Annotated in this window: 25 protein-coding genes, 1 other RNA gene and 1 pseudogene; 18 read left to right on the top strand and 9 right to left on the bottom strand. The window is 67.9% G+C overall.

From position 1 onward, the window contains the following. Window positions 1-80: 80 nt before the first annotated feature. Window positions 81-2,114: a DUF6541 family protein gene (locus tag J1M36_RS03380; RefSeq protein WP_206478657.1), complete on the bottom strand. Its 2,034-nt coding sequence runs from the start codon at window positions 2,112-2,114 to the stop codon at window positions 81-83. 183 nt (window positions 2,115-2,297) lie between these two features. Here J1M36_RS03380 and J1M36_RS03375 point away from each other — a divergent pair, with 183 nt between their 5' ends. The 10 genes from J1M36_RS03375 (at window position 2,298) to J1M36_RS03330 (ending at window position 9,450) form a co-directional block, all read left to right on the top strand. Further along, a complete protein-coding gene (locus J1M36_RS03375; protein ID WP_239318262.1) occupies window positions 2,298-2,963 on the top strand; it encodes a glycosyltransferase family 2 protein in 666 nt (221 codons plus the stop codon). 13 nt (window positions 2,964-2,976) lie between these two features. Continuing rightward, window positions 2,977-3,468 (top strand): DUF2304 domain-containing protein, encoded by a 492-nt coding sequence (locus J1M36_RS03370; RefSeq protein WP_098053997.1) that lies wholly within the window; start codon window positions 2,977-2,979, stop codon window positions 3,466-3,468. A 951-nt stretch (window positions 3,469-4,419) separates the two neighbouring features. Continuing rightward, on the top strand, window positions 4,420-5,745 hold the full coding sequence (locus tag J1M36_RS03365) for an ATPase, T2SS/T4P/T4SS family (RefSeq protein WP_241246785.1): 1,326 nt from the start codon (window positions 4,420-4,422) through the stop codon (window positions 5,743-5,745). After that, window positions 5,742-6,599: a type II secretion system F family protein gene (locus tag J1M36_RS03360; protein ID WP_064845824.1), complete on the top strand. Its 858-nt coding sequence runs from the start codon at window positions 5,742-5,744 to the stop codon at window positions 6,597-6,599. Before J1M36_RS03365 ends, J1M36_RS03360 begins: the two co-directional genes overlap by 4 nt. Next, entirely contained in the window at window positions 6,596-7,540 is a 945-nt protein-coding gene (locus J1M36_RS03355; RefSeq protein ID WP_064845825.1) for a type II secretion system F family protein, read from the top strand. Before J1M36_RS03360 ends, J1M36_RS03355 begins: the two co-directional genes overlap by 4 nt. A gap of 42 nt (window positions 7,541-7,582) precedes the next feature. Then, window positions 7,583-7,807 (top strand): hypothetical protein, encoded by a 225-nt coding sequence (locus J1M36_RS03350; protein ID WP_094067118.1) that lies wholly within the window; start codon window positions 7,583-7,585, stop codon window positions 7,805-7,807. Next, window positions 7,779-8,189 (top strand): TadE/TadG family type IV pilus assembly protein, encoded by a 411-nt coding sequence (locus tag J1M36_RS03345; RefSeq protein WP_064845826.1) that lies wholly within the window; start codon window positions 7,779-7,781, stop codon window positions 8,187-8,189. The genes J1M36_RS03350 and J1M36_RS03345 overlap by 29 nt, the downstream gene beginning before the upstream one ends. Then, window positions 8,167-8,625 (top strand): hypothetical protein, encoded by a 459-nt coding sequence (locus J1M36_RS03340; protein WP_241246784.1) that lies wholly within the window; start codon window positions 8,167-8,169, stop codon window positions 8,623-8,625. Before J1M36_RS03345 ends, J1M36_RS03340 begins: the two co-directional genes overlap by 23 nt. Before the next feature lie 8 nt (window positions 8,626-8,633). After that, entirely contained in the window at window positions 8,634-9,206 is a 573-nt protein-coding gene (locus tag J1M36_RS03335) for a pilus assembly protein TadG-related protein (protein WP_241246783.1), read from the top strand. Window positions 9,207-9,312: 106 nt separating this feature from the next. Beyond that, complete coding sequence (locus J1M36_RS03330) at window positions 9,313-9,450, top strand: hypothetical protein (RefSeq protein WP_206478656.1); 138 nt, start codon at window positions 9,313-9,315, stop codon at window positions 9,448-9,450. Window positions 9,451-9,642: 192 nt separating this feature from the next. Here the strand turns inward: J1M36_RS03330 and J1M36_RS03325 are convergent, their stop codons facing one another. Together J1M36_RS03325 and J1M36_RS03320 are read right to left on the bottom strand one after the other, a co-directional pair. Then, entirely contained in the window at window positions 9,643-9,804 is a 162-nt protein-coding gene (locus J1M36_RS03325) for a hypothetical protein (protein ID WP_156523380.1), read from the bottom strand. A 27-nt stretch (window positions 9,805-9,831) separates the two neighbouring features. Further along, window positions 9,832-11,004: a sugar phosphate nucleotidyltransferase gene (locus J1M36_RS03320; protein ID WP_206478655.1), complete on the bottom strand. Its 1,173-nt coding sequence runs from the start codon at window positions 11,002-11,004 to the stop codon at window positions 9,832-9,834. 80 nt (window positions 11,005-11,084) lie between these two features. On the opposite strand from J1M36_RS03320, the gene prfB reads away from it, so the two are divergent. Together prfB and smpB are read left to right on the top strand one after the other, a co-directional pair. Next, complete coding sequence (gene prfB / locus J1M36_RS03315; protein WP_064845828.1) at window positions 11,085-12,203, top strand: peptide chain release factor 2; 1,119 nt, start codon at window positions 11,085-11,087, stop codon at window positions 12,201-12,203. 110 nt (window positions 12,204-12,313) lie between these two features. After that, window positions 12,314-12,802, top strand: a complete 489-nt coding sequence (smpB, locus tag J1M36_RS03310; protein ID WP_055085472.1) for an SsrA-binding protein SmpB — start codon at window positions 12,314-12,316, stop codon at window positions 12,800-12,802. Between the two features lie 10 nt (window positions 12,803-12,812). Here smpB and J1M36_RS03305 read toward each other — a convergent pair whose 3' ends face one another. Then, a complete protein-coding gene (locus J1M36_RS03305; protein ID WP_206478654.1) occupies window positions 12,813-14,555 on the bottom strand; it encodes an ABC-F family ATP-binding cassette domain-containing protein in 1,743 nt (580 codons plus the stop codon). Between the two features lie 275 nt (window positions 14,556-14,830). Between J1M36_RS03305 and ssrA the strand changes: the two genes are divergently transcribed. The 4 genes from ssrA to J1M36_RS03285 all read left to right on the top strand — a co-directional run bounded on the left by ssrA (window position 14,831) and on the right by J1M36_RS03285 (window position 17,075). Continuing rightward, window positions 14,831-15,198, top strand: a transfer-messenger RNA (tmRNA) gene (ssrA, locus tag J1M36_RS03300). Window positions 15,199-15,397: 199 nt separating this feature from the next. Further along, window positions 15,398-15,718 carry a DUF3237 family protein gene (locus J1M36_RS13145; protein ID WP_369334587.1) on the top strand — a complete coding sequence of 107 codons (321 nt, stop codon included), beginning with the start codon at window positions 15,398-15,400 and terminating at the stop codon, window positions 15,716-15,718. Window positions 15,719-15,794: 76 nt separating this feature from the next. Further along, window positions 15,795-15,908, top strand: a complete 114-nt coding sequence (locus tag J1M36_RS03290) for a DUF3237 family protein (RefSeq protein ID WP_206478652.1) — start codon at window positions 15,795-15,797, stop codon at window positions 15,906-15,908. A 330-nt stretch (window positions 15,909-16,238) separates the two neighbouring features. Then, window positions 16,239-17,075 (top strand): DUF4190 domain-containing protein, encoded by an 837-nt coding sequence (locus tag J1M36_RS03285; RefSeq protein ID WP_206478651.1) that lies wholly within the window; start codon window positions 16,239-16,241, stop codon window positions 17,073-17,075. 73 nt (window positions 17,076-17,148) lie between these two features. On the opposite strand, the gene hisN is transcribed toward J1M36_RS03285, so the two are convergent. Genes hisN through J1M36_RS03265 form a run of 4 tightly spaced genes read right to left on the bottom strand, consistent with a single transcriptional unit; the run spans window position 17,149 to window position 20,974 of the window. After that, complete coding sequence (hisN, locus tag J1M36_RS03280) at window positions 17,149-17,955, bottom strand: histidinol-phosphatase (RefSeq protein WP_206478650.1); 807 nt, start codon at window positions 17,953-17,955, stop codon at window positions 17,149-17,151. A 4-nt stretch (window positions 17,956-17,959) separates the two neighbouring features. After that, window positions 17,960-19,075 carry a ribosome small subunit-dependent GTPase A gene (rsgA, locus tag J1M36_RS03275; RefSeq protein WP_085106370.1) on the bottom strand — a complete coding sequence of 372 codons (1,116 nt, stop codon included), beginning with the start codon at window positions 19,073-19,075 and terminating at the stop codon, window positions 17,960-17,962. A gap of 4 nt (window positions 19,076-19,079) precedes the next feature. After that, entirely contained in the window at window positions 19,080-20,420 is a 1,341-nt protein-coding gene (gene aroA / locus J1M36_RS03270) for a 3-phosphoshikimate 1-carboxyvinyltransferase (RefSeq protein ID WP_206478649.1), read from the bottom strand. Between the two features lie 17 nt (window positions 20,421-20,437). Continuing rightward, on the bottom strand, window positions 20,438-20,974 hold the full coding sequence (locus J1M36_RS03265) for a DoxX family protein (RefSeq protein WP_064845833.1): 537 nt from the start codon (window positions 20,972-20,974) through the stop codon (window positions 20,438-20,440). Window positions 20,975-21,184: 210 nt separating this feature from the next. Here J1M36_RS03265 and J1M36_RS03260 point away from each other — a divergent pair, with 210 nt between their 5' ends. After that, window positions 21,185-21,865: a sigma-70 family RNA polymerase sigma factor gene (locus tag J1M36_RS03260; protein ID WP_064845834.1), complete on the top strand. Its 681-nt coding sequence runs from the start codon at window positions 21,185-21,187 to the stop codon at window positions 21,863-21,865. A 3-nt stretch (window positions 21,866-21,868) separates the two neighbouring features. Then, window positions 21,869-22,135, top strand: coding sequence for a mycothiol system anti-sigma-R factor (gene rsrA, locus J1M36_RS03255; RefSeq protein WP_064845835.1), 267 nt, complete (start codon window positions 21,869-21,871; stop codon window positions 22,133-22,135). Window positions 22,136-22,588: 453 nt separating this feature from the next. On the opposite strand, the pseudogene J1M36_RS12655 reads toward rsrA, so the two are convergent. Continuing rightward, window positions 22,589-22,834 (bottom strand): annotated as a pseudogene (locus tag J1M36_RS12655) (lysophospholipase); the annotation flags it as partial.

Below are 22,834 nucleotides of genomic sequence, written 5' to 3'. Positions count from 1 at the left end.
TCCGTGCCCGGACCAGAGAACGACGGCGCCGCGAAGGTCCTGCTCTCGCGGCGCCGTCGTTCCCCGTGGTACTGCCGGGCTCAGTCGCCGCATCCGGTGATCTTGTAGAGCTTCGCCTCGGGGCCGGTCTGGGCTACGAGCTCGAAGCCGTTCTGCGGTGTGAGCTGGTCGTAGCCCTTCGTGTCGAAGTAGCCGTACGGGTTGACCTGGCGGGTGCCGAAGTCCAGGACGAACTGGACGTCGTGCTTCTTGAGGGCGGGGCAGACCGCGGGGTTCGTGGTCAGCTCGTCCAGGTGGTGGGCGATGGTGGAGGCCTCTTTGTCCGCAACCAGGCCGTTGTGGGGGAAGAGCACGCGGGTGCCCGAGACGGCGTACGCCTGGGAGGTGCCGGTGAGCGGGTTGCCGAACACCACCGCGTCCTGGGGAACGTACCGGGGCAGCTCTTCCAACAGCGCCTGCTCCTCGGGGGAGACCAGGGCATACGGGTAGTCCCCGTAGCCCGCGTACTGGTGCTTGCCATAGTTCACCGTGTCCGTCATGGGCTGGGTCTGCAGCAGCTGCCAACCCACGAACACCGCCAGCAGGCCCCCGAGCGCCCTGACGGCGGGGGAACGCAGGGCAGTCGATGCGCGATCCCCCGCCAGCCGTAGCCGCCCCGAGGCGCGGGGGCTCCGGATCGCGCGGGTTACCGCGCGGCGCGCGTGCGAGAGCAACCAGCGGAGGATAGCCACGGCCCCGGCGGTGGCGAGGGGCACTGCCAGGACGGGGATCAGCGCGAGGATGCGATGGACGTCGTTGTACCAGACACCCCCCCAGTCGTAGCGCAGCTCCACGTCCCGGGACGAGGCCACGAGCACGTAGAGCCACACGAGAAATGCCCAGGCGCCGACGACCCACCGGGAGGTGTGGCGCAGCAGACTGCCCGCTCCCACGAGCACTACGATCACCAGCGCCCACGGTAGATGGGGGGCATCGGGATGGACCGTGGCCAGGGCCTCCCCGAGGGCCTGGGGCTCCGTGGCGTGGGGTGCCCACGTGGAGGCGGTCTGGGAAGCGCGCGCCGCGAACCAGATCTGCTGCAGCACCGCGGGCCACGCCACGAGACCTACCGCGCCGAGGAGCGTGAGCCACCAGGGACGGGAACGGCGCACACCGCGCCACCAGACCGTCAGAAGCATGATCCACAGCAGCGCCAGGCCCACCACCACGGTGGAGGGGTGTGCCAGCCCCATGGCGCCAGTGACTGCGAGGACGGTCAGCCACAGCGCACTTCGTGAGCCCGCATGCGGCTCCCGGGAGAGGCTGAGAGCTTCTGCGAGGAGGCCCAGCCAGGTGGGGAGGAATGCGATGGACATCGCGTTCGGGAAGAGATTGCCGTAGAAGCTGAGCAAAAAGGGGAACGCGGGAAAGGACGAGGCCAGGAGTCCCGCCGCCACCGCGATCGCCGGCCTGGATCCGAGCAGCCGGGTGGTGAAGTAGAGGCACCCCAGCACCCATGCCACGCCGCACACCATCATGGTCATGGCGTTGGCTGTGAGAACCACCGGGAGGTGGCCCACCTGCGTGACGAACGCTGCGGTGTCGTGCCACGCGGCAGGGTAGAAGGAGGGCGTGCCGACGCCCAGACCACCCAGGGTGAGGGAGGATGCCTGTCCGGTGTCGTGAATGTAGCGCACAGCGTTGTAGTGGAAATTCGCGTCATAGGTCTGCGAGTAGGCGTCCGGAACCTGGATGATCAGATGCAGCCGCTGCACCACGATCCCGATGCCCAGCAGCGCACCGCACCACAGCCCCACCGTGGTGGCAGTGACGCGTTCCCGCCCGAAGGCGGTGCCCACCCGCGGCCCCGCCAGGTGACGTCGTGCGGGGATCAGCGCGACCCACAGCACGAGGGCGACAACCACGAAGGCCGCCGCCACGGTGAGCGGGTTCCACGGCACCCCCACGAGGCCGTAGATCACGGCCGAGGCGCTGAACCCCGCGACCGACAGGGGAATGATGGCCGCGCAGCGGGCGAGCCCGCGCAGACCCAGAGCGACACTGAGCAGGATACCCGGCAGGACCATGAGCAGCCCTGCGAGGGCGTAGGGGGGAAGGGCTTCTGTCCAGCTCACGGGACCGGTGACTCCAAACGGCAGGGGGTTGGGTACGTGCGAAGTTTAGTGGACGCCGCCCCGGGAGGTGCCCCCACCGGCTGCTTGCCCTGGGTCCCCTCGGTGCGGGGACGGGCCGGAGGGAGACCCGGGGATGCCCAACCCGGGACTGGGGGGTGCCGCGCGCTATGGAACAATGGTCGGGTGAGTCGAGCGTGGATTGTGATGCCCGTGTACAACGAGGCCCAGGTGGTGGGGGAGGTCCTGGAGAACCTCCGCCGGACGTTCCCGCACGTGGTGTGCGTGGACGACGGCTCCCGTGACGACTCCGCACGGATCTGCCGCGAGGCCGGCGCCGTGGTGGTCCAGCACCCCATCAACCTCGGTCAGGGTGCCGCCCTGCAGACGGGTTTCGAGTACGCCTTGCAAGACCCGGAGATGGACTGCGTGGTCACGTTCGACTCCGACGGCCAGCACCGGGTGATCGACGCGTACGACATGGTTCAGCGCATCCGCTCCGGTGAGGCCGAGGTGGTCCTGGGCTCCCGGTTCCTGGACGACCGCACGCAGGTCTCACCGCTAAAACGCCTCGTATTGCGCACCGCGGCGTTCGTGTCCAAGTTCACGAGCGGGATGGACCTCTCCGACGCCCACAACGGGTTGCGGGCCATCGACCGGGGGACCCTGGGCAAGATCCACCTCAAACAGAACCGCATGGCCCACGCCTCCGAGATCGTCAACCAGTTCGCGCAGATCCAGCCCCGGTGGGTCGAGCACCCGGTGGAGATCATCTACACGGAGTACTCCAAGGGCAAGGGCCAGTCTCTGCTCAACGGTGTGAACATCCTGACCGAACTGTTCGTGAAGTAGCGGGAGCCCCCACATGACCATCGTGGTCCAGATCGTCCTCATCCTCGCCGTGGCGTACGGTGCGCTCACGCTCGTGCGCGGCGGGGCCAACGCCAAGCACCAGGCGATCCGCCGGCTCGCGGCCGTCGCGTTCTTCGTCTTCGCGGCCATCTCGATCCTGGTCCCGGACCTCGTCACGAACGTCGCGCGGTTCCTAGGCATCGGCCGTGGTACGGACCTGGTGCTCTACGCGCTCGTGGTGCTGTTCATGGTCACGCAGTACACCACAGCGCAGCACCGCCGTGCGGAGGAGGTCAAGCTCACCCGCATCGCCCGGCACATCGCCATCTCGGAGACCGAAAAGCCCTGGGAGCCCGACGCCGCCCACGGCGAGCGCCGCTCGGTGCGCGCCTTCCGCCGCACCTCGCCGCTGGGTCGGCCGGTGGAGGCGCCATCGTCGGGGTACTCGTCCGGGCACAACGCCGCTGGGCCGGGTTCCGCACAGCAAGAAAATACCGGGCTATAGGCCAGAGGCCCACACCCGGTACATAGTCATTTTACTCCCCGACATCGGGCCCAGCGATGCCGGGCTGGGAGGCATGGTCATACATCCTCAAGCCGAGGCACGCAGTCTTCCTCTCGGTCAGGAAATCGGGCACACACATCGTTTGGCGACATGGTCTGCGAGCAGGGCCTTGGGCGACCGGGAACCGGCGAGTCCCGCTGTGAGACGTTATTTATCCCGGTCGGATCGCCCCTATGAGTAACCGTTCGAACAACTTCAGGTAGGCCGTCCACGGATCTGCGAACCGTGCCACCGGGTCGGCAGGATCTCGAGCAGCGACGCAACAGAAGAAACGGAAGTCTCTGTCGGCCAAGACGGTGTCCACGAAGCCCTTGTAAGTATTGAGGGCGCCCTGGGTGAGACCCGTGAGGTGGAACTTGCCGTAGTCATGGGTTCGGTCTCGGTACTTCTGCATGCTGCGCAGAACCCGGGGAGGCTCGGGGTGAAGGAGAAGGCTGACAGCGAAGAATCTGTCTCGAGAGATCGAGCCTGTTTCGTCGAGAAAAGCGAGAGAGGGGATGGGCTCTAGGCAGAAACAGGTGCTTGGCCACTCTTCCCTCCTTCCATCGGTGGCGTCACCTTAAGGCGGGCGGATCGCACGCTCATTCTCAACTTGCGCCGTTGGCCCCGCACGGAGCTCGTGCTGCAAAGGACCAAGTCTCTCAGTCACGTCACGGCGACCAGCTCGGCCGGACTAGCGAGTCCTGCCCCATTGGTCGTGATGCCGATCACACTCGATGCAGTTGCATAGTGGGTCGAAACATGACGCCCATGGCCGGGTTCATCGGTGCACGTCAGCGGGATTATCCACAGACCGAGTGCCGTGTCGTGTCGATCAGCTGCGATTTCCCCTAGCGTTCCCTGCAGAGTTGACCAGCCGGTAACGGGTTCGGGGGAATCCCAGGGGGAGTCATGGCCGTAGGGGTCGCCGAGGACGCGATCGGGTTGATCGAGGCGGATGTGCGTGAGCAGATCCGGCGCAGCGGGTTGGATCCGTTGCATGAGGTGGAGCCCACCCGTCAGATCGTGGCCGCTGTGGTGGCGGAGTACGACGTGCGTTCGGCGCGTGCGGGGTTGCCGCGGGTGCAGGACCTTGAGGCTGCCCGTAAGACGGTGCTGGACCTGGTGGCCGGGTACGGTCCGTTGCAGCCGTTCCTGGATGATCCCGAGGTCGAGGAGATCTGGATCAACGGCCCGACCGAGATCTACATCGCCCGCGACGGCGAATCCGAGCTGACGAGTCTCGTGCTGAGCGAGTCACACGTGCGCACCCTCGTGGAGCGCATGCTCAAGTCCTCGGGGCGCCGCCTGGATCTGAGTTCCCCGTTCGTGGACGCCTCCCTGCCGGACGGTTCCCGATTGCACGTGGTGATCCCGGACGTCACCCGGGCGCATTGGGCGGTGAACATCCGCAAGTTCGTGGCACGGGCCCGCCGCCTGGAGGATCTGGTGGGGTTGGGCTCGCTCACCACCCAGGCCGCGCAGTTCCTGCATGCGGCGGTGGATGCCGGGTTGAACATCCTGGTGTCGGGGGCCACCCAGGCCGGGAAGACCACCCTGCTCAACTGCTTGTGCGCGGCGATCGGCCCGCGGGAGAGGGTGATCACGGTCGAGGAGGTCTTCGAGCTGAAGGTGGCGCTGCGCGACGTCGTCGGCATGCAGTGCCGCCAAGCGAACCTCGAGGGCACGGGCGAGATCCCGCTGCGCCGGCTCGTGAAGGAGGCGCTGCGCATGCGCCCGGACCGGTTGGTCGTGGGGGAGGTGCGCGAGGCCGAGAGCCTGGACATGCTCATCGCGCTGAATGCCGGGCTGCCGGGGATGTGCTCGCTGCACGCCAATTCGGCTCGTGATGCCGTGACCAAGATCTGCACCCTGCCGCTGCTCGCGGGAGAGAACATCAGTAACGCGTTCGTGGTACCCACCGTCGCCTCGTGCTTCGACCTGGTCGTCCATTGCCACCGCGCGCCCTCGGGTCACCGGTACGTCGCCGAGATCCTGGGCATCGGTAACCGGGTGGAGAACGGCGTCATCGAGACGTACCCGATCTTCCGCTTACAGGACGGTGCCCTGCGCGCGGTGGCCTCGGAGCTGCCCTCGGCCCACAAGTTCACGCGCGCGGGCTATTCTCCGGCGTCGCTGATTCACGACGACGCTCCGGCGAGTACCGCGTCCGACGACGCCGGCCGCATCGCCACGCCCGCGGACAACGCGTCGCGAACGGGGCGGCGAGACCCATGAGTGCGTTGTTCGGAGTACTGCTGGGAACCGGGGTGTTCCTCGTGTGGTGGTCGTGCTGGACCCGGCCACCCGCCGCGCGGACCAAACACGCGCGGGCAGGCTACCTCCGCACCCTGTTGTTACGGGCGGATCTCCCGGGCCTGTCACCCGCGGCGTTCATCGGGCTGAGCCTGCTCCTCGCTCTGGTGGCGGGGGTGTTGATCCTGGCGCTGACGTCCGCCGCGGTGTTCGGCCTGTGCGTCTTCCTCGTGACACTGTGCCTCCCGCTGTGGCTCGTCAAACGGCGCGCACGACGCCGCACGGCCGTCCTGCGCGAGGTCTGGCCCGACGTCGTGGACCATTTGCGCTCCGCGATCCGCGCGGGGATGGGCCTGCCCGAAGCCCTGATGCAACTGCAGTACCGGGGACCGGAACCCCTGCGACCCGCGTTCGCCCAGTTCGCGGCCGACTACCGTGCTAGCGGTCAGCTCCACGGGTCGCTGACCATGCTCAAGCAGCGGCTCGCCGATCCCGTGGCGGACAACATCGTGGAGGCGCTGCGCGTGACCCGCGAGGTGGGCGGCACCGATCTGGGGAAGTTGCTGGGCACCCTGTCCGAGTTCCTGCGGGAGAACGAACGAACCCGCAGTGAACTGGAAGCCCGGCAGTCCTGGACCGTGAACGCCGCTCGGCTGTCCGTGGCGGCACCGTGGCTCATCCTCGCGCTCATGGCCACCCAACCCGCAGCGGTCCGCGCCTACAACACGGCCACCGGCGCCGCCGTGCTCCTGGGTGGGCTCGCGATCTCGGTGCTGGCGTACCAGCTCATGCTGCGCCTGGGCGCCTTACCCACCGAGCGGAGAGTGCTGCGATGAACCTCACCGTGCTGTCCGGGGTGCTCGGACTTGTCCTCTCGCTGGGACTGTGGCTCATCCTTGCCGCGGCCAAGGCCGTGGGAGCGCCCAGCTTCGCGGACCGGATCGCCCCGCAACTGCGTGCCGCGGAGCTCTCCGCCGGACTCGGGGACAACCCCTGGCGCTCACGGCGCTCCCGCGGCCAGTCCCTGACGGGTGCGGCGGGCAACGCCCTCATGCACTGGATCCTTCAGCGCGCAGCGCCCCTGTTCTCCAACGCGGACGTCCTCGCCCGACGACTCGTGCGGGACGGTTCCCGTAAGGATGTCATGGACTACCGCGCCGAACAGGTGCTCTTCGGTGTGGCCGGAGCGGTCGTGGGCAGCGTGATCGGAACGGCCCTGGTGCTGCGGGCGGACGTGAACATCGCGATCCTCGCCGTGGGTGCCGTCCTCGGCGCGGGGACCGGTGTATGGCTGCGTAACTACCTCTTGAGCCGCAGTATCCAGCGCCGGGAGAAGCGCATGCTCGCCGAGTTCCCCGCCGTGGCAGAGCTCATGGCGCTCGCGGTAGGCGCCGGGGAAAGCACCGTAGGCGCGCTCGAACGGGTGTGCCGGGTCGCGGAGGGCGAGTTGGTCGGGGAATTCCGAGCGGTGCTCGCCCAGACGCACGCCGGGTCCGGATTGACGACGGCGCTGCAGGACTTCTCGGCGCGCACCGACGTCGTGGCGCTGGGCAGGTTCGTGGACGGCATCGTCGTCGCCATCGAACGGGGCACCCCGCTCGCTGACGTGCTGCGAGCCCAAGCTCAGGACGTGCGGGACCACGACAAACGGGTCCTGATGGAGATCGCCGGCAAGAAGGAGATCGCGATGCTCGTCCCGGTCGTGTTCTTCATCCTGCCGTTGAGCGTGATGTTCGCGGTGTTCCCCGGACTCGCGGTGCTGGACCTGGGGTTCTGACGGATCGGCTCCCGAACCCACTGACTACACAAGGAGAAAATCATGAAACACCTGATGCGCTGTCATGCGGCCACCGTGTGGCTGCTGACCGTCTCCCTGCCCGCCCGGCTCGCACCGAGTGATGACCACCCGGATCGGGGGGACGTACCCGGCTGGGTCATGCTTACGCTCATGTCCGCGGTGCTGGTGGCGGGGTTGTTGCTGATCGCCCGGCCCGCCTTGGAGGGGCTGTTCCAGGATGCCATCAACCGCGTCTCGGGCCTCTGACCCCGCGCTCGACCTGGACGCCGGCAACGCGGTGGCCGAATACGTCATGGTCCTCGCGCTCGCGATCGTGCTGTTCGGCCTCATTCTGCAGGTCGGATTCGCGCTGCACGTGCGCAACACCCTGATCGACGCCGCCGCGGCCGGGGCCCGGTACGCGAGCCTCGCGGACCGCACCGACGAGGACGGCATCGCCCGCACGCGCGGGATCATCACCGACACCGTGGGCGCGAATTATGCGCGGGACATCTCCGTGTCCCGTACCAGCGTGGGGTCACTGCCGGCGGTCGAGATCCGTGTGGTCTCGCCCCTACCGGTCGTGGCCACGCTGGGCCCGCCGCGCGCGCTGGAGGTGAGTGGGCATGCGGTCGACATGGATTCGTGAGGTCCTCGCGCGGCGCGGTTCCGGGGACGATCCGGACCGGGGGAGCGCGATCGTGGAGTTCATCGGACTGGGCCTGCTATTGCTCGTGCCCGTGATGTACCTGGTGGTCACGGTGGCCCGGGTCCAGGCGGGCTCGCTCGCCGTGGTCGCGGCGGCGGACCAGGCGGCTCAGGCCGTGTCCGTTCTCGAGGCCAAAGACCTCAACCGCGTAAGGGTGCACGACGTCGCCGCGGTCGCGGCCCAGGATCACGGTTTCGACCCGCGGGACCTCGCTGTGACGGTGAGCTGTTCGGACGGGACATGTGAGACACCCGGTTCGGTGGCCCGGGTTCACGCCACCGTCACTGTGGAACTCCCCTTGATACCGGGGTTCGTCACAGCCAGGATCGCCACGCTGTCCTCGGACGTCACCGTGATCGCGGGGCGGTACTCATGATGCGCGCGATGCTATCCGGCCGCGACGTGATGCGGCCCATCATCGGTATCGCGACTGCGCAGATCGACGACCTCGACGGGCCGCGGCCACACGAATGCCCGGCGCAGGGGACAAGCCGGGACCGCGATGAACCGCATCGTGCGAACCCCGAGGATCCTGACTCCGGACAGACCACGATCGTGATGATCGGTTTCGCCCTGGTGACTCTGCTCCTGGTGGTCACAGTCATGGCGATCACCAGCGTGTACGTGGGGGAGCGGCAACTTCAATCGCTCGCCGATCGGGCGGCGGGGGCCGCCGCGGACACGTTCACGAACGTGGACCGCTCCGGTTCGGGTCCACCCACACCCATCCTCACGAACGGGGCGGTGGCCGCCTCGGCCACGAGTTACCTGGGGACCGTGGGGGCTTTCCACGATGTCAGCGGGCTGTCCCTCGCGGCGCCCACGGGATCGGCGGACGGGACGACCGCCCAGGTCACGCTCTCGGCCGTGGTGCATCCGCCGGTGGTCAACGTGTTCATCCCGGCGGGTGTCCCGATCAGCGCCACGGGGGACGCGCGAGCCGTCATGCAGCGGTGATTCACCTCACCCGGTTTGCCGTCTGACCAGAGGTTTTACAGGTGACGTGTTGTGTACCGTTGACGCGTCACTGGCGGAGTGACTTTCCGCGATAAGTAGGACTGCCATGACCGAAGCTCCGACCACCACGACCGACACCGCACGCGCAACCTCCTGGGCCGTCGTCCAGCACGACGGCGCTCCCTCGGTGTCCGTGGGCCTCCTGATCCTGCGCCTGGGCCTGATGCTCCAAACGGCCCGATGACGGGTGCCGTGACGAGTGACGCTCCGCCATTAGCGAGGCCCCGCTACAAGCGAGGTGTCGCTATGAACCACGCACCGCTAGGAGCACGGCCACGCTACGCGTGATGCACCGCACTGAACGAAGCACCGATATGACGAAGACACGGCCGGGAGATTCCCGGCCGTGCCTTCGTCACATCGCAGTAGGCATGACTCAGCGGCGCAGCATACGCAGCAAGCGACGGGCGGTGGCCACCCGGCGGTATGCGGCCACGGGAGGCACCACGCCGATGAGGCGGCGGGTGGCCTGGCGACGCACGGTGGAGCGCAGCACCTGGCGCAGCACGGGGCCCAGGGTGGATCGGGAACGGCTCATGACAAGACGACCTTTCGAAGGAGGAGATCAGTACTGTTCGTGGTTCCGTGGCAGGACCGCGGAGGTGTCGAACGCTTCTCGCTGGCTCACGGTACCGGTGCGGTCGATCACCGTGACGTGCTGCGCGGAACCGCGCTGCGAACCGCCGGTGATGTCCGCACCCGAATCGGCGACCACGTTGATGAGCTCCACCGTGGGACCCACGTGCACGTCGTCGAGCAGCACGGAGTTGCGCACCACGGCCCCGGCCTCGATCACGCAGTTCTGGCCGATGATCGAGTGTTCCACGGTGCCGGCCACACGCGCCCCGGGGGCCACGTACGAGCGGGAGACCGCGGCGTCGTCGGTGATGAACGCGGGCGGGGGAGCAACCTGGCCGCTCCAGATGGGCCATGCGGGATCGTCGAGGGTCGCGCCGTCGCCGTCGATCAGTTGCATCTGCGCGGTCCAGTAGGACTGGACGGTCCCGAGATCCATCCAGTACCCCAGGTGCCGGTGCTCGACCACCCGGTGGTGTTCCAGGACGTAGGGGATGAGGTCCTCGCCGTAGTCGCCCAGCTCGCCCAGTTTGGACTGCAGGGTGTCCAGCGCCGACAGCAGCACGTCCGTGGAGAAGAGGAACATCTCACCGGCCACAAGGTTGCCCTTGGGCTCCTCGGGCTTGTACGCGAACTCGGTGACCTGGCCGGCTTCGTTGGTGCGCACCACGCTGTAGCGGGAGGGATCCTCGGGGACCTCGGTGGTGACCATGGTCAGATCAGCGCGCTTGGTCAGGTGGGTGTCCACCACGGACCGGAAATCGATCGTGTAGAGGTGGTCCGCGGAGAGCACGAGGACCAGATCCGGGTCCGCCTCACGGATGATCGTGCTCTGGCGGTAGATGGAGTCCGAGTTGCCGCTCGCGAAACCCTCGCCGTGGGACCCCTCGTAAGGCGGCAGGATCTGCAGCCCGCCGTGGGAGCGGTCCAGGTCCCACGGGCGACCGCCGGCCATGTAGGCGTTGAGGTCGTGGGGCAGGTACTGCTGCACCATCCACACGTCCGGGATGTGCGAGTGCGCCAGGTTGGACAGGGACACGTCGATCAAGCGGTACGTGCCGCCCACGGGCAACGCGGGCTTGACCACGTAATCGGTCAGGGCGCCCAGTCGAGACCCCTTGCCTCCCGCCAGGATGAGTGCGAGTTCGGTGGGGCGTTCCATTGGCGGGCTCCTCAGCAGTGGGGTCGCAGGGAATCCTACCGACTCACGGACCCGGGGGCCATGACGTAAAGTGATGTGTCATGGCCTCCATTGACTACGCTGCAGAAATCCGTGCCCTCCGAGCCACCTACGACTCCGTGGCGGCGGTCAGCGACGTCGAGTCCATGAAGAAGCAGATCGCCGTCCTATCCGAGCAGGCCGCGGCCCCGGACCTGTGGGACAACCCGGACGAGGCCCAGAAGGTCACCTCGCAGCTCTCGCACCAGCAGAGCAAGCTGGACCGGCTTAGGAAGATCTCCGGGCGCATCGACGACCTCGAGGTCATGGTGGAACTCGCGGAGGAAGAGGACGATCAGGACACCCGGGACGCCGCCGCGGAGGAACTCGAGTCCATCCGCAAGGCGCTGTCCGAACTGGAGATCCAGACCCTGCTGGCCGGCGAGTACGACGAACGCGAGGCCGTGGTCACCATCCGCTCGGGCGCCGGTGGTGTGGACGCCGCGGACTTCGCGGAGATCCTCATGCGCATGTACCTACGCTGGGCGGAGCGCCACGGGTACCCCACCAAGGTCCTGGACACCTCCTACGCGGAAGAGGCGGGTCTGAAGTCGGCCACGTTCGAGGTCAAGGCGCCCTACGCGTTCGGGACCCTGTCCGTGGAGGCGGGTACGCACCGGCTCGTGCGGATCTCTCCGTTCGACAACCAGGGGCGGCGCCAGACGTCCTTCGCCGCGGTGGAGGTCATCCCGCTCATCGAGTCCGACGACACGATCGAGATCCCGGAGTCCGAGCTGAAGGTGGACGTGTTCCGCTCCTCGGGTCCCGGTGGTCAGTCCGTGAACACGACCGACTCCGCGGTGCGCATGACCCACATCCCCACGGGCATCGTGGTGTCCATGCAGAACGAGAAGTCGCAGATCCAGAACCGCGCGGCCGCGCTGCGCGTGCTGCAGTCCCGCTTGCTGCTGTTGCGCCAGCAGGAAGCGGACGCCAAGAAGAAGGAGATGGCGGGGGACGTGAAGGCATCCTGGGGTGACCAAATGCGCTCGTACGTGCTCAACCCCTACCAGATGGTCAAGGATCTGCGCACCAACTACGAAGAGGGCAATCCCAGTTCCGTGTTCGACGGCGGGATCGACTCGTTCATCGACGAAGGCATTCGCTGGCGCGCGGACGCCCGCCAGCACGACGAGGACTAAGGATTCCACGCCGCACGACGACGCCGCCCCGCCCGGCAGGTGCCCCGCGCACCCCGGGCCGGGACAGCGGCGTCGTCCCCGGCGGGACCCGGTGAAGGAAGAACAGGCCGATGGCCAAGAAGAACGCTGATGACGGCCGCCAGATCGTGGCCAACAACAAGAAGGCGCGCCACGACTACAACATCTACGACACCTACGAGGCCGGACTGGCGCTCATGGGGACCGAGGTGAAGTCGCTGCGCATGGGGCGGGCGTCCTTGGTGGACGCGTTCTGCCAGTTCGACAACCGCGGCGAGCTGTGGCTCGAACACGCCCACATCCCGGAGTATCTGCAGGGCTCGTGGACCAACCATTCCGCGCGGCGGCGGCGCAAGCTGCTGTTGCACCGCTCCGAGCTGGATAAGATCGCGGGCAAGACGCGCGAGGCCGGTTACACCATCATTCCGCTGTCCCTGTACTTCGTACACGGCAAGCGCGTGAAGGTGGAGATCGCGGTGGCCCGCGGCAAGCGCGAGTACGACAAGCGTCAGACCCTGCGCGAGAAGCAGGACAACCGCGAGGCCCAGCGCGCCATGCGCTACCGCAACATGCGCGGTTGAGCCCTTCGACTCACGGCGTCCCGGCCGGTACCTCCAGTGCGAGGTGCCGGCCGGTCCAGTTCCTGCGCAACCAGCGGTCGTGGGAGGCCACGAGCACGGTCCCCGGGTAGTCGGGCACCGCCGCCTCGAGCTGCGTGGCGAGCACGAGTGAGAAGTGGTTGGTGGGCTCGTCCAGCAACAACACGTGCGGCGGGTCCGCGAGCAGCACCGCCAGGGCGAGCCGACGCCGCTGCCCCACGCTGAGCTCACCGACCCGCCGGTTCTCGTCCCGCCCGGCCAGCAGGCCGAACGTCCCGAGGGGAACGGTCTCCGCGCGACTCTCTCCCACGAGCTCATGGTAGATGTAAGCCGCCGTGCGCTCCGGGTCGGCGCCGGGCAGTGTGGCGTCCTGATCCAGTAACCCCACGCGTACGCCGGGTGCGACGTGCACGGAACCGCGCGTGGGTTCCAGTCGCCGGGCGAACAGGCTCAGCAGGGTGGATTTGCCCACGCCATTGGAACCCGTGATGAGCCACGACTCACCCGCGCTCACGGTCAGGGACGCGGGTGCCATCCGTCCCGCGACCTCGGCCGCGGAGGCGGTCAGTACCGGACCCGTGCGGTGCAGTGCGGCCTCCGATCCAGTCAAACCCGCGGTGAGTCCCTGGAAGTACAGCTCGCGGGGTGGCTTGCGGATCTGCTCGTTTTCGACGGTGGCCAGGCGGGTCCGCGCGTCGTTGACCCGTCGGGAGACCACCGTGGCGTTGCGGTCCGCGTAGAACTTCTTCGCCGCACGACCCTCCGTCTTGGGGGACCGGTCGCTGTGGCCCACGGTCTGCTGTTCCCGCACGGCCGCGCGGAGCTTCTTCAGTTGCGCCTGTTCGTCCCGATACGTGCGTTCCCAGCGCTCGCGGGTATCCATGCGGGCGAGCACGTACTGGGAATAGGTACCGCCGAAGCGGGTCACGCCGATGCCCGTCCCGGTGCCGTCACCCACGAGATCGGAGGTGACGGCATGCGGTCGGGGTGTGGGGTCCAGGTCCACGAGCGAGGTCACGGCGGTGTCCAGGAATGCGCGGTCATGGCTCGCCAGCAGCACCGGTCCGTGCCACGACCGCAGGGTCGCGCGCAGGAATTCCGTGGCGGCGTCGTCCAGGTGGTTCGTGGGTTCGTCGAGCAGCAACACGTCCGGGGTGGAGAGCAACAGCCAGGCCAGAGACAGCCGTGAGCGCTGTCCGCCGGACAGGGCACCCGTGGGCCGGTCACGACCCACGCCTCCCAGGCCGAGCCCGCCCAGAGTGACGTCGATGCGGGTGTCCACGTCCCACGCGCCGATCCGTTCGGCAGTGTCCAGGGCGGCGGCGTACGCGGTGGCTGCGCCCTCGTCCTCCGGGGCGCGGGCGAGGGCGTCAGCTGCGCGGTCGACGACGGATGCTGCGTCCCGCACGGTCCGCACCGCCGACTCCACGGCCTGGGCCACGGTGTCGTGCGGCGCGAAGGGGGGTTCTTGGTGCAGCAGGCCCACGCGCAGCGAATCGTCGGGGCCGACGGCGCGGACCTCACCGGTGTCGGGCGCGTGCAGGCCCGCCATGATGCGCAGCAAGGTGCTCTTGCCGGAACCGTTCTCTCCGATCAGACCCGTGGGATCACCCGCGGTCACGGAGAAGCTGATGTCCGTGAGCACCCGGTGGGAGCCGTAGGAGGCGGAGACGCCGGACACGCGGATGTGCGCGGCCGTATTAGGGGTGGCGGGAGAATGCGGGGGATGAGCCATGGGGTGTCCTCGGATAGCCGGGATCCCCGCCGGGCAGCGGCCACGGGCGCGGGGAGGTCGAATGGCTCATCGGAACACGCGTTACACCCTAGGGCATCCCGCGGGGGAGGGCCAGGGCAGGGCAGCACGGGTGGAGCCAGCGCAGTCCGAGGAGCCCGGTCCGCAACCCCTGCCGATTTGACGGTGTGGCTAGGGCGGGCGTAATCTGATGTATCCATGAGCGGGCGAGTCACTGAGATCCGCTGGCACGTGGAAGCTCATTGAAAAATGAATACGGGGATGATCGGTTTCGACGATGTGAGTTGAGACAGGGGAAGCGGGTCGAGGACGCAGAGTTATCTCGTAAACGCTCTCTGTAAAACAATAAGTGCCAAATCCAAGCGCACTGACTTCGCTCTCGCTGCGTAAGTAGCGACAGCAGTCTGGCAGCCCAGGTTCACCTTCGACCTGGATCCTGCCATCAGCTAGAAGGTCACTGCTGCGGACGCAGGTTACGGGCGTTCGTGGGACTCTTACGTAACTGAGTTCGGCGGTCACTCGTGTGCGAGATGACCGGAACTGAGAAACCTGTAAGCACACTGCACCCGGAGAAGCCCTGACAATGCTGCATCGGACGGGGGTTCAATTCCCCCCATCTCCACTGTCGTCCTGTCCCAGGACGTGAGAAGACCCTGAACCATTGGTTCAGGGTCTTTTTGTTTGCCTGAGCCCGGGAACATCTGAGTCCCAAAAAAGCACGCGGCCGATGGCTCCGAGTGCGTTATCGGGACATATTTGTGTCCAGGGGTCCGCGTTCGGAGGGGCGAGCACGGGAGTCCGGCGGACCCGAGGTCCATGTCCGCATGCGTGCCCGACCGGCGGGAGTCCCTGGACCTAGGGTGGAGGCAGGACGGACCCCACAGTCCCCAGTCCTTCGGCACGCGTTCACCGTGCGGGTGGAAGTGGCCGCACCCCTGACCGTGGGCCGGACCGCCGCCGGGATACGCAGGGTCGTACCGATCACCGGCGGCGCAGTGACCGGTCCTCACGGCTCCGGGCGTGTGCTGCCCGCGGGAGCCGATTACCAGGTGGTTGGTACCGAGGCTCCTGGCTCGAGGCCAAGTACGTCCTGGAACTCGCCCACGGTCACCTGGTCTACGTGGACAACCGCGCCGTGCGGGTGACCAGCGCGGAGGACTCCCGGGCCATCGCCCAGGGGATCCCGGTGGACCCACAGCGGGTGTACTTCCGATGCGCCCCGTGCTCACCGCGGACGAGGACGGGCCGTGTACGTGGCTCAACCACACCGTGTTCGTGGGATCGGGGGAGCGGGACCCGGACTGTGTCCGCCTGGAGATCTCTGCGGTGCAGTGAGGCGTGGAGAAGTGCGGTGAGGTGAGCCGACCTTACCTGGGGGCGGAGGTCCCTGGCAGGGGCCTTCCGCACCTTGCAGCGGTGGGCCCGGGTCTGTGCAGTCCGCACATGGAACGAGGGCCAGGACCCACGCCCGCGCCCCGGGAACCTCTGTGCTGCGATAAAACCGTGTACCGGCCGGTACATGTGCGTGGTGCAGCACAGTGGTTCAAGGCGGCCGGAAGGAGCGTGCCCGAGCGGGGTGGGCTGGGGCGTCCCCCGGTGTTCCCGGCGCGATGTGAAAGACTTGAGCCGGAAACCCATCATCGAAACCGAGAGGTAGGCGCTTCCATGAGTGAGCGGTCCAACGATCAGTCGGGTTCGTCCTCGGCCTCCCACCGGGACCAGCCGCAGTACGGTCAGTACTCCGACGACCGGGTTCAGAGTGCGGGCGGGACGCAGCAGCCCGAGTACGGCCAGTACAGCGATCCGTCCGCTCAACAGGGCGGCCAGGGCTACGGGAACAACGCCTCTCAGGCCGGCGGCTACGGCACCACCGGCCAGTACGGCACGTCCGATCAGTACGGCTCGTCCAACCAGTACGGTGTCTCCACCCAGTACGGCGGTGACGACCAGTACGGCCAGTCCGGTCAGCAGTCCTACGGCGGCCAGGCTTACGGTAATCATGGCTACGGCAACCAGGGCTACGGCGCCGGCGGCTACCCCCAGCAGGGTTACGGCGTCCAGGGCCAGGACACCCAGGGTGGCTACCCCACCCACTACCAGAACGAGTACAACCAGGGCGGGTACGACAACCAGGACGGCTACGGCAACCCCTACGCTCCGGTGCCGGGCCGCGGGCTGGGCATCGCCTCACTGGTGCTCGGTATCCTGGGCATCCTCACGTTCTGGCTCGCCGGTCTGGGCGGTGTACTGGGCCTCGTGGGCCTGATCCTCGGCATCATCGGCGTGGTCAAGATCCGTAAGTCGCGCCGTGGTTCCCCGGCACTCGCGGTCGTGGGCATCGTACTCTCCGCACTCGCGCTGCTGGGAGGCATCCTGATGGCCGTGCTGTTCGCCTGGGTCTTCGGTCAGGCCGCCGACTGCATGGACCTCGCGGTGGCCGGAAACGACGCCGCGTACCAAGAGTGCGTGCAGAACGCCCTCAACGATTCCTTGAACTCCTGAGGTCCCCGCGGGTGATCCCGCCCCTCGGATGAGACGGACGAGCCCGGTGTCACGCACGTGACACCGGGCTCGTTCAGTCCTGGGGGGCGCCGGTACCGAGGACGTCCAGAGCGGCGTCGTGCAGGAGACCGTTGCTGGCCAGGGCGTTGTCCCCGAAGGGACCGTCCTGTCCGGCCAGGGACGTGAAACGCCCGCCGGCCTCGGTGACGATGGGCACGAGCGCGGCCATGTCGTAGAGGTTGAGTTCGGGTTCGCACGCGAGGTCCACCGCGCCCTCGGCGACCATACAGTAGGACCAGAAGTCCCCGTAGGCCCGCGTGCGCCACACGGAATCGGTGAGCTCGATGAACTGCTGGCGCACACCCAGATCCCGCCATCCGCTCAGGGACGAGTAGGACAGCGATGCGTCCGAGAGCTGGTTGACTGAGGAGACCGACAAGCGCGTGGCCTGCGAGAGTGAGCGCCCCGTGAAGGCCCCCGACCCGGCGGCGGCCCACCAACGGCGGTTGAGCGCCGGCGCGGACACCACGCCCAACACCACCTCACCGTCCTCGACCAAACCGATCAGCGTGGCCCACACGGGTACGCCGCGCACGTAGTTCTTGGTGCCGTCGATCGGGTCGATGACCCACTGGCGGCCGCCCGAACCCGTGGTCCCGAACTCCTCACCGATCACGGCGTCCCGGTTGCGTACGCGCCCCAGTTGCGCGCGGATCACCTGTTCGGCCTCGCGGTCCGCGTCCGTCACGGGTGTGAGATCGGGTTTGGTCTCCACGGTGAGGTCCTGGGACTTGAACCGTTTCATGGTCAGTCCGTCCACGGAATCCGCGAGGATGTGGGCCAGGCGGAGGTCGTCCGTGTAACTGCTGGGTGCACGCATGCGTCTACGTTATCGCTTGTCCGAGCTGCTTCTCGCTGTCCCCCCGCTGTGTCTGCCCGCGCGACGCCGCGAGCAATCTGCGTAGCGATTCGAGCCGCTGCGGGGCCGCCGGGGAGGCCCCCGGGCGGTGCACCCACGCGTCCAGCGCGCACCCGGGGGAATCCTCCGTGTGCAGGCACCCGCGAGGACAGTCCGCGGTGGCGGGGACCAGGTCGGTGAACGCGTTGAGCAGTTCCTCCTCGGGCACGTGGGCCAGACCCAGGGAACGGATCCCGGGGGTGTCCACGACCCAGGTCCCGGGGCGGGTTCCGGGCACCGTGAGGGCACGCGCGGAGGACGACGTATGCCGGCCACGGCCCGTGACGTCGTTGACGCCGCCGGTGGCCCGCTGCGCTCCCGTGAGGGCGTTGACCAGCGTGGACTTGCCCACGCCGGAGGGCCCCAGGAACACGCTCACATGACCGTCCAGCAACGACCGCAACCGCTCGAGGGAATCGGGGGACACGGCCAGGGACTCCTCGTGGATGCCGGCCTCGGGTCGTTCACCGCGGTCGGTCGCGCGCTGCGTGCTGAGGGTGATCACATCCAGGTCGTGGAGGTAGTCCAGGAACTCCGTGGGATCGGCCAGATCGGACTTGGTCATGCACACCACGGGGGTGATTCCCGCGTCCCATGCTGCCACCAACCCGCGGTCCACGAATCCCGTGCGGGGGGTGGGAGAGGCCGCCGCGAGCACGAGCACGAGCCGGTCCGCGTTCGCCACGATCACGCGTTCCACGGGATCGGTGTCATCGGCACTGCGACGCAGCACGGTGGTGCGCGGTTCGATCCGCACGATGCGTGCCAGGGTGTCCGGGGCACCGGTGACGTCACCCACGACGCCCACGAGATCCCCGGGCACGATGGGCCGGCGCCGCAGCTCCTTGGCGCGCACGCACGTCACCGTGCGCGGTTGTTCCTCGTCCTCTCCCACCACGCACGTGTACCGGCCGCGGTCCACGGCCACCACACGTACGATCACGGCGTCCTCGTGCGTGGGTCGCTGCTTGGTGCGAGGGCGGGAGCCGCGCTTGTTCGCGCGGATCCGGACGTCGGACTCGTCCCAGGTCCTGCGGGCCACTGCGTCAGGAACCCCGCCGCACGAGGCGGTCCCACATGCCCGGGAAATCGGGAAGCGTCTTGGCGGTGGTGGCGACGTTCTCCACCCGGATCCCGGGCACGCGCAGGCCCAGGATGGCTCCCGCGGTGGCCATGCGGTGGTCGTGATAGCTGTGGAAGACTCCGGCGTGCAGCTCAGCGGGGGCGATCAGAAGTCCGTCCGCGGTCTCCTCCACGTTTCCACCCAGCGCGTTGAGCTCGGTGCTCAATGCGGCGAGCCGATCGGTCTCGTGCCCGCGCAGGTGGGCGATACCGCGCAGCACGGAGGGGCCGGTGGCTAGCGCGCAGATCGCGGCCACGGTGGGCGCGAGCTCGCCGGCTTCCGACAGGTCCAGGTCCACCCCGGCGATCTCGTCCGGACCGGTCACGGTGAACGTGCCGCCCTGCACACGGACGTCCGCGCCGAACAGGGGCAGGATCCGCCGCCACTGGTCCCCGCCCTGCGTGGTGTGGGCGGGCCAGTCGGGGATGCTCACGGTCCCGCCCGTGACCACGGCCGCCGCCAGGAACGGTCCGGCGTTGGACAGGTCCGGTTCCACGGTCACGTCCAGGCCGGCGACGTCGCTCGGGCTGACCCGCCACGCGGCGTCACCGATGCGCTCGGCGGCCACACCGGCGTCGCGCAGCACGGACACGGTCATGTCCACGTGCGGTAGCGAGGGCACACCGGAGCCGCCCTCGTGGTGCAGTACAAGCGGGGATTTGAAGCGCACCGCGGAGAGCAGTAGCGCGGAGACGAACTGGGACGAGCCGCTCGCGTCGATCGTCACGGTGCCCCCGGTCACCGATCCGGTGCCGACGACGCGCAACGGCAGCGTGCCCCGGCCGTCGTCCTCGACGGACACGCCGAGCTCGCGCAACCCCGCGATCACGGGACCCATGGGTCGGACGCGCGCTCCGGCGTCGCCGTCGAAATCCACGACCCCGGAACATAGCGCCGCCAGGGGCGGGACGAAGCGCATCACGGTACCCGCAAGACCGCAGTCCACGGCCACGGGCCCGGTGAGAGTGTGCGCGCGGGGCAGGGGGGTGATCCGCAGATCCGGACCGAACGGCCCCGGGTCCGGTAGCGCTTCGATCACCGCGCCCAACTGCTCGAGCGCGGTGATCATGAGCCTGCTGTCACGCGAGTGCAACGGCTTGCGCAGCACGGACGGTTCGTCGGCGAGGGCCGCGAGGACCAGATACCTGTTGGTCAGGGACTTGGAACCGGGGACGGCCACCGTGCCTCTCACGGCGGCCCCCTCCGGGAAGGGGGCCCGCCAGTGAGCGGCATCCAGGGCTTGCGGTTCGCCGTTGCTCGGCATCACGTGGGGCGGTGCTCCTAGTTGGAAACGGCGTCCTGGACGGCCTTCTCGGCCTGCTCCAGCTTCTTCTTGGTGTCCTTGCCGACCTTGACCGCGTTCTTGCGGACGTCGTCGGCGAGGTGGCTCGCGCGCCACACGAGGGACGGGTTGCCCGAAGTGTCCACGGCCGCGATCATCACGGCACCCAGCAGGGACACGTTCTTGAGCAGGTCCGACCTGCGGGCGGCCTTGCCCTCGGTGGTGCTCGCGTCCGCGGAGCGGTATTGGGTGTAGCCGTTGAGCGCGGTGGTGCCGAGCAGCACGGTGGACGACAGGCGCGGGAGCTTGCTCGCGGCGAGCAGCGACGCCGCGACGACCTGGGCGGCGGCGATGCCCTGCGCGACCTGAGCGCGGTTGGCGGTCACGGGGCGCACCTGCGGGGCGGCGCTCTCGAGGGCCTTGAGGACCGGGTCCAACTGCTTCGCGGCAGCGGACGAGTTGCGGAACGCGTTGACGCCCCCGGCGATGTAACCGGTGGCGAGCAGCGGGCGGGCGAGACGACGAACAATGCTCATGGTTCTCCTCCTTACGGCCCCGGCATCTCCGGGTACGCACTGTAGCCATCCTATCGGCCCGAGTTCGCGCCGCCGCCGGGAATACTCGCACGGCGCGTGCGTGTTATCCACGGTGTACAGAAGCGCCACATATGTGACGTAACACTCGGCAACGACCAGGGAAGTGGGTGACGGCGGAGGATGACGGCCCCCACCTTAGACTGGGACGTGATGAACGATCAGCGAACTCACGATTCCCATCCGGTGGAACACCCCGAAGAGGTGCCCTCCGGAGCGGAAACCACTCAGCAGCGCCGTGAGCGTTTCGAACGCGACGCCATGCAGTACGTGGACCAGCTCTACGCCGCGGCATTGCGCATGACCCGCAACCCGTCCGATGCCGAGGACCTAGTGCAGGAGGCCTACACCAAGGCGTTCTCCGCGTTCCACCAGTACAAGCCGGGGACCAATCTCAAGGCCTGGTTGTACCGGATCCTGACCAACACGTACATCAACCTGTACCGCAAGCGGCAACGCGAACCGCGCCAGGCCAACACGGACACCGTGGAGGATTGGCAGCTGCACCGCGCGGAGTCGCACACCTCCACGGGACTGCGTTCTGCCGAGGCGGAGGCGTTGGACCACCTGCCGGACTCGGACGTCAAGCGAGCCCTGCAGGAGTTGCCTGAGGAGTTCCGCCTGGCGGTGTACTTCTCGGACGTGGAGGGATTCGCGTACAAGGAGATCTCCGAGATCATGGACACGCCCATCGGAACCGTGATGTCCAGGTTGCACCGTGGCCGCAAGCTTCTGCGCGAGAAACTGGGCGACTACGCCCAAGAACGAGGATTCGACACGTCCAAGGTCCAGAAGAAGACCAAGGACGGCGCACGAGCGAAGGATCGAGGCTAGAGCATGACCGCGAAACCGTGTCACAACGGCTGCACCGACGAACGCATCCAGCGGATCTACGAGTACCTGGACGGGGCACTGACCACCGAGGACCTCGCGGAGATCCACGAGCACCTCACGGACTGCGCCGACTGCGAGCGCGAGTACAACCTGGAGTGCGTGATCCGCTCCGTGGTGAAGCGTTCGTGCTGCGAGACCGCGCCGGACGAGCTCAAGCGCTCGATCCTCGCGCGCATCGACGCCCAGTGCAACGAGCACCCCGCTGCCTGAGGACCGGGCGGCGCCGGTACCGGGCGGGATGAGTCGCCGGCGGCGCCCAGCGGCGTGAGTGCTCAGCCGCGCAGAGACCCGGGGAACGAAGTACCCGATGACGCGGATCCCTCGGACAGAGCGAAGCCCCCGTGACCGATGACGGTCACGGGGGCTTCGTGATGCGTTCGCCGAACCTCAGGAATTGGGCCGCTTGCCGCGGTTTGCCGAGTTCTTGCGACGATCCTTGCGCTTACGTCCACGCTTGCTCATGATGTACCTCCTGCGATGATTGGCTGGGACATCGTCTGTCAGTATCTCACATTCCGGGCGGTGCTCATGCCACCGCTCCGGTGCCGCCCATGCCATAGGGGTGCCCCCGGACCCTGCGGCCAGCGCCGCGGGTGGTGTCACCCGGAACCGCCGCCCGCATTGCGGCGGTCGCCGCGGTCGCCACGGTGAGAGGCGAGAGCCTCAGCGCGGCTCGGGCAGCTGCAGCCACTCGTACCACCCGCGGTGCAGCACAAGCCACGCGATGAGCCCGTAGCCGGCCTGACCGGGGTTGCCGTGGTTGGCGGCGAGGTCCTTGCGCCACTGCTCGTGGTGCTGCAGGGGGTTGAACGTGTCCACGTACACGTGGTTGCGCCGCGTGGTCACATCCCCGTAGGCCGCGGAGAGGTCCGCGATCTTGCGGTTGCGCTGCGGGTCCAGGGTGGGCGG

The organism is Kocuria sp. KRD140 (assembly GCF_017168375.1).
Classification (GTDB): domain Bacteria; phylum Actinomycetota; class Actinomycetes; order Actinomycetales; family Micrococcaceae; genus Kocuria; species Kocuria marina.
The sequence above is the reverse complement of the archived record's forward strand: the minus strand, read 5'-3'. Positions and strand labels throughout refer to the sequence as shown.

Excerpts from the sequence above, each read along its gene's own strand:
- J1M36_RS03370 (WP_098053997.1), top strand. The coding sequence starts at position 2,977 with ATGACCATCGTGGTCCAGATCGTCCTCATCCTCGCCGTGGCGTACGGT.
- J1M36_RS03365 (WP_241246785.1), top strand. The coding sequence starts at position 4,420 with ATGGCCGTAGGGGTCGCCGAGGACGCGATCGGGTTGATCGAGGCGGAT.
- J1M36_RS03360 (WP_064845824.1), top strand. The coding sequence starts at position 5,742 with ATGAGTGCGTTGTTCGGAGTACTGCTGGGAACCGGGGTGTTCCTCGTG.
- J1M36_RS03355 (WP_064845825.1), top strand. The coding sequence starts at position 6,596 with ATGAACCTCACCGTGCTGTCCGGGGTGCTCGGACTTGTCCTCTCGCTG.
- J1M36_RS03350 (WP_094067118.1), top strand. The coding sequence starts at position 7,583 with ATGAAACACCTGATGCGCTGTCATGCGGCCACCGTGTGGCTGCTGACC.
- J1M36_RS03345 (WP_064845826.1), top strand. The coding sequence starts at position 7,779 with ATGCCATCAACCGCGTCTCGGGCCTCTGACCCCGCGCTCGACCTGGAC.
- J1M36_RS03340 (WP_241246784.1), top strand. The coding sequence starts at position 8,167 with ATGCGGTCGACATGGATTCGTGAGGTCCTCGCGCGGCGCGGTTCCGGG.
- J1M36_RS03335 (WP_241246783.1), top strand. The coding sequence starts at position 8,634 with ATGCTATCCGGCCGCGACGTGATGCGGCCCATCATCGGTATCGCGACT.
- J1M36_RS03330 (WP_206478656.1), top strand. The coding sequence starts at position 9,313 with ATGACCGAAGCTCCGACCACCACGACCGACACCGCACGCGCAACCTCC.
- J1M36_RS03325 (WP_156523380.1), bottom strand. The coding sequence starts at position 9,804 with ATGAGCCGTTCCCGATCCACCCTGGGCCCCGTGCTGCGCCAGGTGCTG.
- J1M36_RS03320 (WP_206478655.1), bottom strand. The coding sequence starts at position 11,004 with ATGGAACGCCCCACCGAACTCGCACTCATCCTGGCGGGAGGCAAGGGG.
- prfB (WP_064845828.1), top strand. The coding sequence starts at position 11,085 with ATGGCCTCCATTGACTACGCTGCAGAAATCCGTGCCCTCCGAGCCACC.
- smpB (WP_055085472.1), top strand. The coding sequence starts at position 12,314 with ATGGCCAAGAAGAACGCTGATGACGGCCGCCAGATCGTGGCCAACAAC.
- J1M36_RS03305 (WP_206478654.1), bottom strand. The coding sequence starts at position 14,555 with ATGGCTCATCCCCCGCATTCTCCCGCCACCCCTAATACGGCCGCGCAC.
- J1M36_RS13145 (WP_369334587.1), top strand. The coding sequence starts at position 15,398 with ATGCGTGCCCGACCGGCGGGAGTCCCTGGACCTAGGGTGGAGGCAGGA.
- J1M36_RS03285 (WP_206478651.1), top strand. The coding sequence starts at position 16,239 with ATGAGTGAGCGGTCCAACGATCAGTCGGGTTCGTCCTCGGCCTCCCAC.
- hisN (WP_206478650.1), bottom strand. The coding sequence starts at position 17,955 with ATGCGTGCACCCAGCAGTTACACGGACGACCTCCGCCTGGCCCACATC.
- aroA (WP_206478649.1), bottom strand. The coding sequence starts at position 20,420 with ATGCCGAGCAACGGCGAACCGCAAGCCCTGGATGCCGCTCACTGGCGG.
- J1M36_RS03265 (WP_064845833.1), bottom strand. The coding sequence starts at position 20,974 with ATGAGCATTGTTCGTCGTCTCGCCCGCCCGCTGCTCGCCACCGGTTAC.
- J1M36_RS03260 (WP_064845834.1), top strand. The coding sequence starts at position 21,185 with ATGAACGATCAGCGAACTCACGATTCCCATCCGGTGGAACACCCCGAA.
- rsrA (WP_064845835.1), top strand. The coding sequence starts at position 21,869 with ATGACCGCGAAACCGTGTCACAACGGCTGCACCGACGAACGCATCCAG.